This window comes from Vibrio sp. R10-SG3-ISO10 (genome assembly GCF_059834185.1).
Window position 1 is genome coordinate 1 of the sequence record NZ_JCBDHG010000014.1, and the last position, 15,395, is coordinate 15,395.

Sequence of the window (15,395 nt, forward strand, 5' to 3'; positions counted from 1 at the left end):
CAGCATCATTAACCGGCGTAACACCAATATTAACCACAAGGGTATCCGTACCACCGTTACCATCGTCAACGATTACGGTAAAGCTATCTAGCCCGTTGTAGTTTTCATTCGGCGTGTATGTCCACGAGCCATCTGGGTTAACAACAGCAGTACCGTTCGTAGGCGCTGAAGTTTGTGAGAAAGTCAGAGTATCGGTTGGATTTTGGTCCGTCGCCGTAAGCGTACCGCTAATCGCGGTATCTTCATCAGTAGTGACAGCAATACTCTCGCCCAAAGGATCATTGTTTACATCGACGAAAATTGGTTCGAATAGCCTAAACTGCTCTAATAGTGAAAGGCTTTGAGTTTCCGAAAGACCAAGGGATTGGAAACCTTCCGTTGTGAAGTCAGTACTGGCTGTCGTTTCGGAACCATCACGTGTTACGGAACCACTTGCAGTCAAGCTCGAACCAGTTTGCCCACCAGCAGCCGTTGCAAAGTCTTCACCAAGCTGAGTTGGATCTTGGCCTTCTTCTAAGGCAGCAAAGATGTCTTCAAGCTCGGCTGTGATATCTTGAGGCTCTCCACCTTGATCAACTATCTCAACTTGTAGTTGCTGGTCAGTACCGTTTACACCCGAGTTTGACTGAACGATGGCCTCACCAGGCCTAGGCAACTCGCCTTCAACCAATACTCTGACATTACCGTTTACGTCAATTACGATAACTTGATTGGCTGCTAGATTACCCATTGCAACGAAAGTACCAAAACCCATACTTTAAGTCCTTAATCCTTGACTGCTTTCTTTTGTTATGTTGCCAGTGACAAATAATTGGCAAAATATAAATTCATACTCTTTATAAATTACCATTTTTCATATCTACGCTAAACCTGTTTTTTGAACAAAAGCCTCAACAAACACGACACAAGTTGCATTTCTCAACATTGAGAAACTGAACTAAGATCTCGATTTTAGTGGATAATATAAAGTATGGCGTCCCAACATTAGATTCCGATCGCATTTTGATTAATTGAGTAAAAAGCAACAATTTAACAACACTTTATTTGCTAAATAGATTAGTTTTCTCTGCTCAAGAGTGTTATTTTATTGGCGCCATTAATGGATATATCTCAGTATTGAGACAAAAAAATTGAGTATTATCCTCACCTACGAGCACTTCGAGGAGAGTCAGAGTGAATTGGAATAAGTTGAAAGTACTAAGTTGCGCGGTTGCACTTAGCTTTCCAGCACACAGTCAAACATTAGAGCAAGCCGTCGCCTTTACTATTACGACCAACCCAGAGATTAAAGCTTCTTACAACGAATTTAAGAGCAAGTTTTTTGATGCCGAAGCCTCTGGTGGGGCATACATGCCTAAATTGGATTTGGATGCAGGTATTGGATACGAAGCTGTTGATCTAGCTTCAGGTACTGACAATGAACTTACTCGAAAAGAAGCTACGTTGACCCTAACTCAATTATTGTGGGATGGCTCTGCAACACTAAATGACATGGACCGCACTGCAGCAGATGCGGAATCCGTTCGCTTCCAATTGATGTCAGATGCTCAAGATATCGCTCTTCAAGTTACAAAGATCTACCTAGATGCAACTAAGGCTTATGAAGTTTTAGCATTATCTGAAAGCAACCTAGCGGTTCATAAAGAAATCTATACTGATATTAAAAAACGTGTGGATTCTGGTATTGGTTCAACAGCGGATCTTTCTCAGGTTGAAGCCCGTTTAGCCAAAGCTCACGGTAACTTACTAGCAGCACAGAATAACCTTTTCGACGTTCATACCCAGTTTAAACGCATTGTTGGTCAGTCCCCACAAGGTCTTACATTCCCAAGAGCAGATCAAACCGCTATTCCTTTTACAGTAGACGAAGCACTTGATACTGCATTTAACGCTCATCCAGTGATTAAAGTAGCTCAAGCAGACGTTGACTCTGCTCGATTCCAATACGATCAAACTAAAGGCGTGAACTACCCAACGCTTTCAATAGAGGCAAATCAAACTTGGCGTGATGATGCGGGTGGCATCGAAGGAGGTAGTGACGAGTTTTCTGCGATGCTTCGTATGCGTTACAACCTATATAACGGCGGTTCAGACTCTGACCGAACTGAAAGTGCCGCTTATCAATTAAACAAAGCGAAAGATTTTCGTGACCGCACCTATCGTAGCGTTGAGGAAGGCCTGCGTCTTTCGTGGAGTGCGCTTGATCTGACTGTTCAACAGAAAGACTTTCTTGCAGACCACGTAGACTCGGCATCAGATACAGTTATTGCTTACGAAAAGCAATATAAACTCGGTAAGCGTACCCTACTTGATCTATTGAACACAGAAAACGAATTGTTCGAAGCCCGTAAAGGCTATTTAGATGCCAAGTATGATGAGCAATACGCTAAGTATCGTGTAATGAACGCGACGGGCAATCTGCTAGCGGCATTACGTGTAGATACACCTCAAGAGTGGAATGAAAAGGTAGAATACTGATATGAATAAATCACTTGTAACTATGATTATCGCGGCTACCGTATTCACTGCTCCGCTTAAAGCTGAGGACGCTTACGACTACATCGACACTCCAACTCCTAATCAAGTTGACGACTTACTTGATGATGACAAAGATGGTGTCATTAATGCTCGCGACTTGTGTCCGCAAACACCACGCCTTGCTGAAATTGACAACGACGGCTGTGGCACTTATGTGAAGACAGAAGAAGAGATGAGCTTACATATTCTGTTCGCGAATGACTCTGATGAAATTCAGCCAGTATTTCTTGCCCAAATTCGCGAGATGGCCGACTTCCTTGAAAGCTACCCATCAACTTCAATTGAACTGCAAGGTTATGCGAGTAAAGTTGGTAAGCCTGAGTACAATATGGCACTTTCAAAGCGACGTGCCATTGCGGTCGAAGATGCTTTGCTCGCAAATGGAACTGCCTCTAATCGAGTACGTATTGTTGGCTATGGTGACACGAACCTAAGTGAGACAGGTACCGACGAAATCAGCCATGCTAAAAACCGCAAAGTTGTCGCAACCGTTATCGGACACAAAGGTAACGTGAAAGAAGAATGGTCAATTTTTACTAAGATAAAAAAATAACCGTTTTTCTTGTATTAAGGGGGCTTAGGCTCCCTTTTTTATTTTGCTTTGCTGTATTGAATGGTACTCTAGCAGCGAATCCACGTATGAGATAATACCAATGAGCAAATTAACTGCTGATATTCAAGCAAACCTTGAGTTATTCGTTGCTGAAACGAAGCAATCTAAACTAGTTTGGGGAATGCGTAACGAAGAAGGCTGGCTGTCTTGCGATTCTACAGAATTTGAAAACAGCGAAGTAATGCCTTTCTGGTCTTCTAAACAAGATGCAGAAACTCACAATGTTGAAGAGTGGGCAGATTTCGAAGTGCTTGAGATTCCACTAGATATCTTTGTTGAAGATTGGCTACTCACCTTAGCTGAAGACGGCGTTTTAGTTGGTACAAACTGGAATGACCAACTGGAAGGTAAAGAGATGGAACCATCTGACCTAGCCAAGTTATACTTAGACTAAGTAGATTTTAAAAATGCGCCTCGAAGGCGCATTTTTTATAGAAATCAAAGCTATCTAAGTCGCATTTATTCAATTCACATTTAGCAACACATTGTACCCTATTAGTAAGTTACTCTACTATGTAACAAACAAAACTAATACTAAATACAATGAAACGTCTTTTAGCTTGGATTATCGCTTCCGCTACATTCCTACCCTCTGCACTAGCTAGTCAATATAACCATTGGGAACAATGGGAATCTGCATACAATAACGCACTTCGTATTAACGAGAGTAACGCATTATTAATGCTGCAAGATCGCTACAATGCCCTTCCGGCAAACATTGAGAAGCTATATGTCAGCTCTATAATGCACGGCTTTATGACATTAAGAGGGCAACCTTACTATGGTAATGAACTTGTCAACAACCCTGAATATTCCAAACTAGAACAGTCCTTTATCTCAGCTCTCAACGCGGAGCTCGAGCTAAACTTTTCTGATGCACGCTCTGCGTACCTTTCCTTGCTAAAATTTGCCAACACAACTAGCAACATACAAGGGAAGATTCTTTTTGAATATCACCTATGCCGTGCAATGAATATGCAAGGCCAGTTTTACAGTGCTCAGTTATACTGCAATGCATTAAAAACCCACCTACAAGATGTCGATATATCGATTCTGCCCAAGCACCTTGCCCTAAGAGTTATTGCGAATAACCTCGAGTTCATAGGTGACTACCAAGCTTCATTAGAAACCTATCAAAAATATCTCGCAACTATTCCAAGCTACGTTGATCCTTCTGGAGTCTACAACGATGCGGGGCTTCTATTGAAAAACTTAGGCCAATATGAACTCGCTCAAGAATATCTAACCATCTCAATCAGGTTGAGAAAGTCACTCAATGCTCCACTAAAGCTTGCCCAATCCCATCACAGCATGGCAGACCTCTTGTTAGAGATAAAAGACTATGAAGGCGCTATCCAACACCTTAACCTTTCAAAAGCAATCTTAGATGATGTCGGCCATGTCTATGGATTGACCCACGTCACTCTCAGCCTAGGTAAAGCCTATAGATTTTTAAAACAGTATGAACTGAGTAAGCACTTTTTATCTCAATCGCGTGATTACGCCGAACTTCAAGGCAACGACCAGATCCGCGGGGAAATTTACCTTGCTCTATCGGCATTAGAACAATCTCAAGCTAATGATTTTTCTGCACTCGAGTATTCTCGTGAGGCCTATGCACTGGGAGTTAAAATTCATAGCGAGAGACTGCAAGCTCTAGCTCTAAAATCTCTCGCCCATATTGCTGAAGCACGCGGCGACTACGAGCTTGCCCTTCAACATTACCAAGACTACTTCGATTCGGAGCTATCCAAAAGAACCCAAAAAAACCGTACTGCTTTTCTTGCATTGGAGCTGGCACGACGTGAATTTGCCCAGAAGGTTCAAACAAACCAAACATTGGCAAGATTAGAATCTTTGGAAACTCAGCTTAATAAGCTCTCGACACAAAGGCAGATGCTTTTGCTTTCCATTGTGTTGCTAATTATTACGTTGATTGGGCAACTCATTCACACGCGAATGAAAAGTCGGAGGGCGGAGATGGACCAGCTTACAGGCTCACTCAATCGAGCTGCAGCTATTAAGAAAATCAGGGCTATTGATAAGACCGCCGCTCAAATTCAAAAACACGTACTGATCTTGCTAGATCTTGACGACTTTAAGAACATCAATGACAGCTATGGACATCCAACAGGAGACCGAGCACTTTCAACCATTGCAAAGGGGATCTCTGAAACCATTAAACCTGATGATTTATTCGGCCGATTAGGTGGTGAAGAATTTATTGTTGTGCTCAAAAATGTCGACGAGTTAGATGTCAGAGAACAAGTAGAACAATTACACAACTCAATTGCCAATAACGTTTTTGAAGCGGAAAACAAAGAAAAGCTCTACGTTACCGCGAGCTTTTCCTATCTAGCTACATCAAAACCACTCAATGATTTTGACGAGTTATATTCAATATTGGATCAGGCGCTATATCAAGTTAAGCAAAACGGCAAAAACCAGATTATTGACGCCTATAACGAGCCTATTTTCCTGCCGAACTCTGCTTACGTACCAGTTCAGCCATAATAGTCTCACGCTCAGAAAGGTAGTCGTTTAGGCCTACTTTTCTCAGCTCGCATGATGGGCAATCACCACAACCATCACCTATTACTCCATTGTAACAAGTAAGCGTTTTCTCTCTTACTAGTTGCAGAGCATCGTATTGATCCGCTAGTGCCCAAGTTTCAGCTTTGTTTAACCACATTAAGGGCGTAGAAATCTCTAGCTGGCGGTCCATACCCTGAACAAGCGCATTATTCATCGCTTTTACAAAGTCATTGCGACAATCTGGATAACCAGAAAAGTCTGTTTCACATACGCCAGTAATAACAGTCTGCGCGCCAATTTGATAAGCGTAAATACCTGCCAGAGTCAAAAACAGGATATTACGCCCTGGTACAAATGAGTTCGGCAAACCATTATCTTGCAGCTCATGAGAAACAGGGATATCGTCACGCGTCAAAGAGCTAATAGCAAGCTCATTAAGTAAGCCGACATCCATCACTTTGTGCGCTTTAACGCCTAGCTCTTTTGCTAAGTTCTGCGCGACTTCGATTTCTAGTTTGTGGCGCTGACCGTAGTCAAATGTAATCGCATGAACTTCATCAAAATCTTTAATTGCTTGTACCAGACAAGTCGTTGAATCTTGTCCACCACTAAATACGACAACTGCTTTTTTCATTTTGAGTTCCTTTACGCAATGCTTAGGTATTTGTGAGTTTGAATCGATAAGCGCCAGTTCCTAGCAACGCATACATCAATACAAAGTTGAGTCGCACGAGGCTTTTGACTAATTGGTTGCAGCGCAATTGTCGTTTGTTCAGATACATTCGCTCTTTCCAATAGAACATCCAGTTGATCAATATCTTTTTGAGTCGCCACTGGATGTTTAATTTCATTTGCGCGAACCATCGCCGAATCAAGTACAGGTAACTTACCTTTCATCGCGACCTTCGGTGACACTGTCACCCACGTAGTGTCTGTCGCTTTGACCTCTGAGGTGCCACTGGTTTCGATCTGACATTGACAGCCATGTTCTTCAAACGCTTGCGTCAAAGGAGTCAGGTCATAGATACAAGGTTCGCCACCAGTAATAACGATATGTTTAGCAGTATACCCTTGCTTCTTGTACTCATTAACGATGTCCATCGCCGAGACAGAACACCAAGTCGGAGAATCCTCTTTCTTAGCTAATATTTCCTCTAGAGGCTTTTCGTCTTGAGGGGTTGCATCCCAAGTTTGCTTAGTATCGCACCAAGCACAACCAACAGGACACTCTTGTAAGCGAACAAAGACCGAGGGAACACCGGTGAACACACCTTCCCCCTGAATGGTTTCGAACATTTCGTTAATTTTATACAACTTAAACTCAGCCTAATTTATCTTCAAAATTCTGCAGGAACGAGACCTTAAATGAGACGCCGTGGAAGGTCAACTAAATCATAAATTGATCAATCTTTTCACAGCGATTATTCTGCTTCTTTTTGTCAATTTTGTAGTTATATTTTAGGTAAGTTATGTATAAGCTGATAGCACTCGATTTAGATGGCACATTGCTAACGAGTGACAAAACGATTTCCCAAAGAACAAAGCATACGATCGCTGAAGCGCGTAAACGAGGTGTAAAAGTCGTACTCGCATCTGGCCGTCCATTAGATGGAATGCAAAGTAAGCTAGACGAACTTGAGATTGAAGGCGATAACGAGTTTGTCGTTTACTTCAATGGCTCAATGGTGAAGGAAATTGGCACAAACAGAGTGATTCACTCGGCGATTATTGATGGAAAGCGAGCAAAGCAAGTCGCGCAACTGGCTAACAAACTGAATTTAGATTGCCATGCATTCAGTAACGAGTTTGGATTAATAACGCCAAAGCTCAACGAGTTCACCGACGTTGAAGCAACCATCAATCAAATTCCAGTCATCGAGAAGAACTTTGATGAGTTAGACGATGACCATCCGATCATTAAAGCGATGATTGTCGGTGCTCCTGACAAACTCACCGCCGCAATCGAAAATATTCCAGCTCGCTATCAAGATGAATTCACAATCGTCCAGAGCGCCCCTATTTTCTTGGAGTTTTTAAACCTTGAAAGTAACAAAGGGGTTGGCATTAAGGCGATTGCTGAACATCTAGGCATAGCATCTAGCGAAGTGATCTGTATGGGCGACGCTGAAAATGACCATCATATGATTGAATACGCAGGGTTAGGAGTAGCGATGCAGAATGCAATGGAGCAAACCAAAGCCATCGCCAATCATATTACATTGAGTAACGATGATGATGGCGTGGCTGTTGTCATTGAAGAGTTTGTTTTAAACAACTAAATCTCTGAGCTAAAGCTGACTATTCAGCTTTAGCTACTTTACGTACTGAGACGGCAAACATAAGGATCAATACTGGATACCTCAACGCTTCAACGCTCAGTGAGGCAATGCTGCTTGTAGATACATGCTCAGCAACAACTCCAATAAATCCATTAGCCAGAATAAGCATCACTGTAATCATTAGCAAAGCCTTTCCAGAAGCGATCTTTGCATCTCGTTCAAAGGTCATCACTAGCCCTAACACAGTTAAGATTATCGCCAACCAATAAGTAAAAATCGGTGTAGGCCAAAACAGCGTCATAACGGTACACGCGATAAGCAAGATTACCCAAACCATTTTTGAAGTCATTAGTGCTCTTGCATCCACCTCTGGCTTAGATTCAAGTCGAATCAAATGCCAAGAACAAAGTATGCCCAATAATGCGCCACTTACGCTGTCAGTCAAAAATGCAGAGCCACTGTAAAACTTAGCAACGGTTAGCCATAACAATGCAAAAAACAAAGACAATGACCAACGATTAATCGATAGTTTGTCAGTCCCATTCAAAACAAGAAGACCCACACACGACCACACCGCAATAGGTAAGCTCGGGAGGCTAAACCCATAACTCTTGGCTAGATCTAGTGCCGGAAGATAAACATGTGGTCTAGGGAATGCAAAACCTTGCTGAGCAACCAAACTAAGCAGTGACGTCATAGTTACGGCAAAAAAGACCTTATAGCTAAACTCTTTACCAAATCGCCAATATAAAAGCGGAAATAGAATCAGAATTAGAGAAGGCTCTGCTAGCCAGTTTCCGGCCAGCAATAAGGGTTCGACAATGTTTGCGATACCACTAGGAAGCTTTAGAAATAAGTGCTGAATCTGAGTCATCCAGCTCAATTCAATTTGATGGAATGCAGGAGCCGCCTCAGTCAGATTGCCAACAAAAACGACTTTTTGATCGGTCGCCTGTGGCAAAACAGTCCCTAGCCACTCAAGTTGGTCAGGAAAGCGATACTCCTGTTTCGGGACAACAGTAGGATCGATTAACATCGCTGAAGAGACTTCAATCCCATAGTGTGGTGCAAACCAGATAGGCAGCTCGTATCCGTCTAGCTTGTTGTTGAACTGGAATGAAACGATATCGGAATCAGAAACGCAATCGTAGAACACCGCTTTCTCGTTACGCCCGAGCTCACCTTTAATCGAAACCACTAGCCCTGTCTCTTCCCAAGTTTCTCGTTGGGCAGCGATTTTAGGAGACTCCCCTTTAGCGACGCCTCCAGCGGGGAGAGAAAGCTTGTTGGTGAGGATTTCTTTTACCAATACAATCTTCTCACCAGAACGTATGACACAAGCAGCTCCAGAGATTGACGAGTCATTCGCAACAGTAAGTGAAGAGGCAAATAGAGAGATAAACCCGAGTACGAGTGATAATATTTTAGTGTTGAGCTTCATTCTAAATTCTTGTTAATTGGTTACGGACTTTCGTAACCAATGGATATGATGTTCAAAGCCGAAATGACGGTAAAACTCAATTGCAGACTGATTAAATTCCCAGACTTCAACAAAGATCTCTTTTACGCCATATTCCTCAAAACGCGTTTCGATATGCTGACACAGTTCGACTGCATGCCCTTTGCCACGATAGTCCTTTACGATATACAGTTCATCGATGCTACCCATCTGAACTGGCTTACTTACTGTGGAAATCAGTTCGCAAAAGTGACCACTAATAAATCCTATGATTTTATCGTCTTCACATGCGACAAATACAACACATTCAGGATCATCTAAATATCGAGCAATACTCTTTTCCTGCTCTATATCTTCAGCAGTTTTAAAATGTTCGGGGCATTGGCGATGATGCTCATCATGCAAGTAAAACATAAGATCATTTAACTGCTCTAAATCTTTGTCATGCGCACTACGAATGGTCACATTGTGCATAAATATTTTTGCGTTACGAATAAAGTAACAGTTTGGCGGTTTAACAAAAATTTTTCAATAAAAAAGCCCCTTTAGTTGGGGGCTTAGTTTCATTATCAGAAAATGCTGTGGCTCAAGTTAAGAATGCAGTGCTTTTTCAATCTCTTCAAGGCTCGTTGGGTCATCGATCGTCGAAGGCACTGTGTACTGCTCGCCATCGGCTATCTGGCGGATGGTACGGCGCAAGATCTTGCCGGAGCGCGTCTTTGGCAAACGCTCCACAACGAGTGCATGCTTAAAACAGGCAACTGCTCCAATTTCATCGCGTACCTTACCAACCAGCTCACCTTCAAGCTGGACGTCATCGACTTTAACTCCGTCTTTAAGCACAACCAGACCTAATGGCAATTGACCTTTCAAATCGTCATGAACACCAACAACCGCACATTCCGCAATAGCCGGGTGGCCGCCGACGATCTCTTCCATTTCACCGGTTGATAGGCGGTGACCCGCAACGTTAATCACGTCATCGATACGCCCCATAATGAATAGGTAGCCCTCTTCATCGAGATAACCACCATCACCCGATACGTAATAACCCGGGAACTGACTCAGATATCCAGACTCGAAGCGGTCGTGGTTACGCCATACCGTAGGCAGACAGCTTGGTGGCAGTGGGCGCTTCAAGGCGACAAAGCCCTGTTGGCTGGCTTCTACTGGCTCACCAAGCTCATTAAGGATCTCAACCTGATAACCTGGGATTGGTTTAGTCGCTGAACCTGCTTTCACTGGCATCAGCTCAATTCCGGTAGGGTTACCGGCAATCGCCCAACCTGTTTCCGTTTGCCACCAGTGATCGACCACTGGTTTGTCAGTTTTGCTTTCGACCCACTCTAATGTCGGAGGGTCTAAGCGCTCACCCGCCATAAAGATGGTTTTAAGGTTTGATAAATCGTATTGCTTGAGGCACTCACCTTCTGGGTCTTCTTTCTTAATTGCGCGGAAAGCGGTTGGCGCGGAGAACAGTACTTCGACTTTGTACTCTTCACACACTCGCCAGAATGCACCCGGATCCGGAGTCCGTACTGGCTTGCCTTCAAATAGTACTGTTGTACAACCATGAATCAGCGGCGCATAGACAATGTAAGAGTGGCCTACGACCCAGCCCACATCAGAAGCTGCCCAGTAAACACCATCTTGTGGAACATTATAAATCGCACTCATTGAGTACTTCATCGCAACAGCATGCCCACCATTATCGCGTACTACACCTTTAGGCTTACCAGTCGTCCCTGAGGTATAAAGAATGTAGAGCGGGTCAGTCGCCAAGACTGGTACACAAGCGTGAGGTTGAGAGCTTTCAAGTGCAGTCGCCCAATCCACATCTCGCTTAGGCTGCAGCTGAGCTTCACACTGGCCTCTTTGCAGAACAACCACTGTTTCAGGCTTCCATCGACTGTCCATAATCGCTTTATCGACCAATGGCTTGTACGGAATAACTTTATTAACTTCAATACCACAAGAAGCTGTCATCACCAATTTAGGTTCAGCATCTTCAAGTCGAACCGCTAGCTCGTTAGCCGCAAAACCGCCAAACACAACGGAATGAATCGCGCCTAGTCGTGCACAGGCAAGCATTGCCATTGCTGCCTCAGGAATCATGGGCATATAGATAACCACTCGGTCACCCTTTTCAACGCCTTGTTCTGCGAGCATACCCGCTGTTTTCGCAACCTGATCACGAAGCTCGGTATAAGTATATTTTCGCTTAGTACCAGTCACTGGTGAATCGTAGATCAATGCGGTGTTATCGCCACGTCCTTGTTCGCAGTGATAATCTAGTGCTAACCAAGAGGTATTAAGCATACCATCGGGGAACCAGCGCTCTATGCCATTTTCATCTTTGGCTAGAATAGTTTGTGGCTGTTTAAACCAGTCAATATTTTTTGCTTGCTCCGCCCAAAACGACTCAGGTTCTGACAGCGCCCATTGATACTCTTTTTGATATGCAGACATAGTGCTTCCTCCAGTATGTCCTGACATTGCTTTTCTGGTAATTAACCAGTGCTAATTACGCAAAGATATCGGAGGGTACGCGCACAAATCCCTCCATGATGATTCGAGCGCTGCGGCTCATTACAGCTTTTTCAACGACCCAACCTTGTTCATCTAGCGTGGCGGCCGCTCCTACTTTCAGCGTTCCCGACGGGTGACCAAAAGTGACTGATTCCATTTCTCCGCCACCAGCAGCACGGTTGACTATAGTGCCGGGCACACAGGAAGCCGATGCAATCGCTACTGCTGCGGTTCCCATCATGGCGTGGTGCAATTTACCCATCGACAAAGCGCGAACGAGTACATCCACCTCACCTGCCTCGACCGGTTTGCCACTAGAAGAAAGATAACTTTTCGGGCTCGCAACTATGGCGATTTTTGGCGTGTGCTGACGAGCTTCAGCCTCTTGTAAAGAATCAATCAAACCCATCTTCAACGCACCATGAGCTCTAATCGTTTCAAAGCGTTGTAATGCAGCTTCATCGTTATTGATATCTTCTTGAAGTTCCGTCCCTTGATATCTGAGAGCTTCAGCGTCAAGGAAAATCGTCGGGATACCCGCATTGATCATCGTGACTTCAAACGTTCCAACATCAGGAACCTCTAGCTCATCGTTCACATTTCCAGTTGGAAACATACTGCCTTCGCCGTCTGCGGGCTGAATAAAATCGACTTGAATTTCAGCCGCAGGAAACGTCACACCATCTAGTTCAAAGTCGCCCGTTTCTTGAACTTGCCCTTTCACAATTGGCACATGAACCACGATGGTTTTGCTGATATTCGCCTGCCACACTCTCACAGCGACCGTGCCATTGGTTGGGATACGAGCTTCATCAACCAATCCAGCATGAATAGCAAAGGGACCAACAGCGGCAGATAGATTGCCACAGTTGCCACTCCAATCAACAAAAGGTTTATCAATCGATACTTGCCCGAATAGATAATCAACATCGTGATCTGGCTTATCACTTTTCGATACAATCACGGTTTTGCTGGTACTCGACGTGGCACCGCCCATACCATCGATTTGCTTGGCATAAGGATCGGGACTACCAATCACTCTTAGCAGCAATTTGTCTCTCGCCTCTCCGGGAGTTTGAGCTTGTTTTGGCAAATCTTCTAGACTGAAGAATACTCCTTTACTCGTCCCACCACGCATATAGGTGGCTGGTACTTTTATTTGGCTAGATACTGTCATAGCGGCCACCTATTGGGATAAAAAGTCTTGGGCAAAGCGTTGCAAAACGCCGCCAGCGTTATAAACACTAACCTCATCGGCGGTGTCCAAACGACAAGTCACAGGCACATCGAACTTTTCTCCATTAGCACGAGTGACGACAAGCGCTAGATCTGCGCCAGGCTTGATATCGCCAATCACGTCATAAAGCTCACTACCGTCGAGCTCTAATGTTTTACGATTTGTGCCAGATTTAAATTGAAGTGGCAAAACGCCCATTCCGACTAGGTTGGTTCGGTGAATCCGCTCAAAACCTTCGGCAGCAATCGCTTCAACCCCAGCCAAGCGAACCCCTTTCGCTGCCCAATCTCGAGAGGATCCTTGACCATAATCAGCCCCAGCAACGATGATTAACGGCTGCTTGCGATTCATGTAGGTTTCAATTGCTTCCCACATTCGAGTAACTTTACCCTCTGGCTCAACCCTTGCGAGTGAGCCTTGTACCACCTCACCATTCTCTTTAACCATTTCATTGAACAGTTTAGGGTTTGCAAACGTCGCTCTCTGCGCAGTCAGGTGATCGCCACGGTGGGTTGCGTAAGAGTTGAAGTCTTCTTCAGGTACATCCATAGAAGCGAGATACTCGCCCGCAGCACTGCTCGCCAGTATCGCGTTGGAGGGAGATAAGTGATCAGTCGTGATGTTATCGCCTAGTACGGCTAAAGGTCTCATCGCAGCTAGCGTTCTTTTACCTGCTAGCGCCCCTTCCCAGTATGGTGGACGGCGAATGTAGGTACTTTGTGGTCGCCAGTCATAAAGAGGGTTGCTATTACGCTCACCTTCATCGAGTTTAAACATCTGAATGTAGACCTGATTAAACTGCTCGGGCTTAACATGCTTGCCGACAACCGCATCAATCTCTTCATCACTCGGCCACAAGTCATTGAGATAAATAGGATTGCCTTGTTTATCTTTACCTAACGAATCGCGTTCAATATCAAAACGCATGGTTCCAGCTAAGGCATAAGCGACCACTAGTGGCGGCGATGCCAAGAATGCTTGCTTAGCATAAGGGTGAATCCGACCATCAAAGTTCCGGTTACCTGATAGCACTGCCGTTGTATAAACGTCACGGTCGATGATCTCTTGCTGAATCTCTGGATCAAGCGCACCACTCATACCATTACAGGTGGTACAGGCATAAGCGACAATACCAAAGCCAAGCTTTTCTAATTCTGGTAAAAGACCTGCGTCTTCAAGGTATAGCTTGGCAACCTTTGAGCCCGGAGCAAAAGAAGATTTCACCCAAGGTTTGCGAACTAGTCCAAGCTCATTGGCCTTCTTTGCAACAAGCCCAGCGGCGACCACATTGCGCGGGTTACTTGTATTGGTACATGAAGTAATCGCCGCAATAATGACTGCCCCATCGGGTAATTGCCCCTCGCTAGTGTTAACCTCACTATCTTTTGCTATACCTCGCTGTGCAAGCTCTGAGGTTGGCAAACGTCTATGAGGATTCGATGGCCCTGCCATATTTCGAGAAACCTTAGATAAATCGAACTCTAATACTCGTTCGTACTCTGCGGCTTCAAGATCATCGGCCCAAAGACCTGTCTGTTTGGCATATTTTTCAACAAGCTCGACTTGCTGCTCATCACGACCTGTCAGTTTTAGGTAGTTAATGGTCTGCTCATCGATGTAGAACATCCCAGCCGTAGCGCCGTACTCTGGCGTCATGTTGGAAATGGTTGCGCGATCGCCGATGGTTAGGTCTTTTGCCCCTTCACCAAAGAACTCAAGATAGGATGAAACAACTCTTTCGTTACGCAAAAATTCAGTAATCGCCAAAACAATATCTGTTGCTGTAATCCCAGGCTGGCGCTTGCCAGTAAGCTTGACGCCGACGATGTCAGGTAGTCTCATCATTGAAGGACGGCCAAGCATGACTGTCTCTGCCTCGAGTCCTCCCACACCAATCGCAATCACCCCTAGAGCATCGACATGCGGCGTGTGACTATCCGTACCGACACAAGTGTCTGGGTATGCGATACCTTGCTTAGCCTGAACAACAGGAGACATTTTCTCCAAGTTGATTTGGTGCATGATGCCATTACCAGCAGGAATAACGCTGACATTCTCAAACGCGGTTTTACACCACTCGATAAAATGAAAACGGTCTTCATTTCTGCGCTCTTCAATCGCCCTATTTTTATCGAAGGCATCTGGGTCAAAGCCTGCGTGTTCAACAGCAAGAGAATGGTCAACAATCAACTGGGTTTCTACCAC

At 44.5% G+C, this 15,395-nt stretch carries 13 protein-coding genes; 5 read left to right on the forward strand and 8 right to left on the reverse strand.

What is annotated here, in order from left to right; translation table 11 throughout:
* Positions 1 to 754 (reverse strand): Ig-like domain-containing protein (locus AC6R16_RS06820; RefSeq protein ID WP_500673952.1); only part of this gene is annotated, 754 nt, incomplete at its 3' end.
* A gap of 419 nt (positions 755 to 1,173) precedes the next feature.
* Here AC6R16_RS06820 and AC6R16_RS06825 point away from each other — a divergent pair.
* The 4 genes from AC6R16_RS06825 to AC6R16_RS06840 all read left to right on the forward strand — a co-directional run bounded on the left by AC6R16_RS06825 (position 1,174) and on the right by AC6R16_RS06840 (position 5,665).
* Positions 1,174 to 2,478, forward strand: coding sequence for a TolC family outer membrane protein (locus AC6R16_RS06825; protein ID WP_500639073.1), 1,305 nt, complete (start codon positions 1,174 to 1,176; stop codon positions 2,476 to 2,478).
* A gap of 1 nt (position 2,479) precedes the next feature.
* Entirely contained in the window at positions 2,480 to 3,091 is a 612-nt protein-coding gene (locus tag AC6R16_RS06830; protein WP_500639074.1) for an OmpA family protein, read from the forward strand.
* Between the two features lie 100 nt (positions 3,092 to 3,191).
* Positions 3,192 to 3,545, forward strand: coding sequence for a DUF2750 domain-containing protein (locus tag AC6R16_RS06835; RefSeq protein WP_004743853.1), 354 nt, complete (start codon positions 3,192 to 3,194; stop codon positions 3,543 to 3,545).
* A 149-nt stretch (positions 3,546 to 3,694) separates the two neighbouring features.
* Positions 3,695 to 5,665: a GGDEF domain-containing protein gene (locus AC6R16_RS06840; RefSeq protein ID WP_500673953.1), complete on the forward strand. Its 1,971-nt coding sequence runs from the start codon at positions 3,695 to 3,697 to the stop codon at positions 5,663 to 5,665.
* Here the strand turns inward: AC6R16_RS06840 and queC are convergent.
* Both queC and queE read right to left on the reverse strand, forming a co-directional pair.
* Positions 5,622 to 6,320, reverse strand: a complete 699-nt coding sequence (gene queC, locus AC6R16_RS06845; protein WP_500673954.1) for a 7-cyano-7-deazaguanine synthase QueC — start codon at positions 6,318 to 6,320, stop codon at positions 5,622 to 5,624. The genes AC6R16_RS06840 and queC overlap by 44 nt on opposite strands.
* A gap of 11 nt (positions 6,321 to 6,331) precedes the next feature.
* Positions 6,332 to 7,000, reverse strand: coding sequence for a 7-carboxy-7-deazaguanine synthase QueE (gene queE, locus AC6R16_RS06850; RefSeq protein ID WP_500673955.1), 669 nt, complete (start codon positions 6,998 to 7,000; stop codon positions 6,332 to 6,334).
* 155 nt (positions 7,001 to 7,155) lie between these two features.
* Between queE and AC6R16_RS06855 the strand changes: the two genes are divergently transcribed.
* Complete coding sequence (locus AC6R16_RS06855; protein ID WP_500673956.1) at positions 7,156 to 7,965, forward strand: Cof-type HAD-IIB family hydrolase; 810 nt, start codon at positions 7,156 to 7,158, stop codon at positions 7,963 to 7,965.
* Between the two features lie 19 nt (positions 7,966 to 7,984).
* Here AC6R16_RS06855 and AC6R16_RS06860 read toward each other — a convergent pair whose 3' ends face one another.
* The 5 genes from AC6R16_RS06860 to acnD all read right to left on the reverse strand — a co-directional run.
* Positions 7,985 to 9,406: a bifunctional NUDIX hydrolase/phosphatase PAP2 family protein gene (locus AC6R16_RS06860; protein WP_500673957.1), complete on the reverse strand. Its 1,422-nt coding sequence runs from the start codon at positions 9,404 to 9,406 to the stop codon at positions 7,985 to 7,987.
* 12 nt (positions 9,407 to 9,418) lie between these two features.
* Positions 9,419 to 9,898, reverse strand: coding sequence for a GNAT family N-acetyltransferase (locus AC6R16_RS06865; RefSeq protein ID WP_500639080.1), 480 nt, complete (start codon positions 9,896 to 9,898; stop codon positions 9,419 to 9,421).
* A gap of 117 nt (positions 9,899 to 10,015) precedes the next feature.
* Complete coding sequence (locus AC6R16_RS06870) at positions 10,016 to 11,893, reverse strand: propionyl-CoA synthetase (RefSeq protein ID WP_500673958.1); 1,878 nt, start codon at positions 11,891 to 11,893, stop codon at positions 10,016 to 10,018.
* A gap of 55 nt (positions 11,894 to 11,948) precedes the next feature.
* Positions 11,949 to 13,130 carry a 2-methylaconitate cis-trans isomerase PrpF gene (prpF, locus tag AC6R16_RS06875; protein WP_500673959.1) on the reverse strand — a complete coding sequence of 394 codons (1,182 nt, stop codon included), beginning with the start codon at positions 13,128 to 13,130 and terminating at the stop codon, positions 11,949 to 11,951.
* Between the two features lie 9 nt (positions 13,131 to 13,139).
* A partial coding sequence (gene acnD, locus AC6R16_RS06880) for a Fe/S-dependent 2-methylisocitrate dehydratase AcnD (protein ID WP_500673960.1) occupies positions 13,140 to 15,395 on the reverse strand: 2,256 nt, incomplete at its 5' end.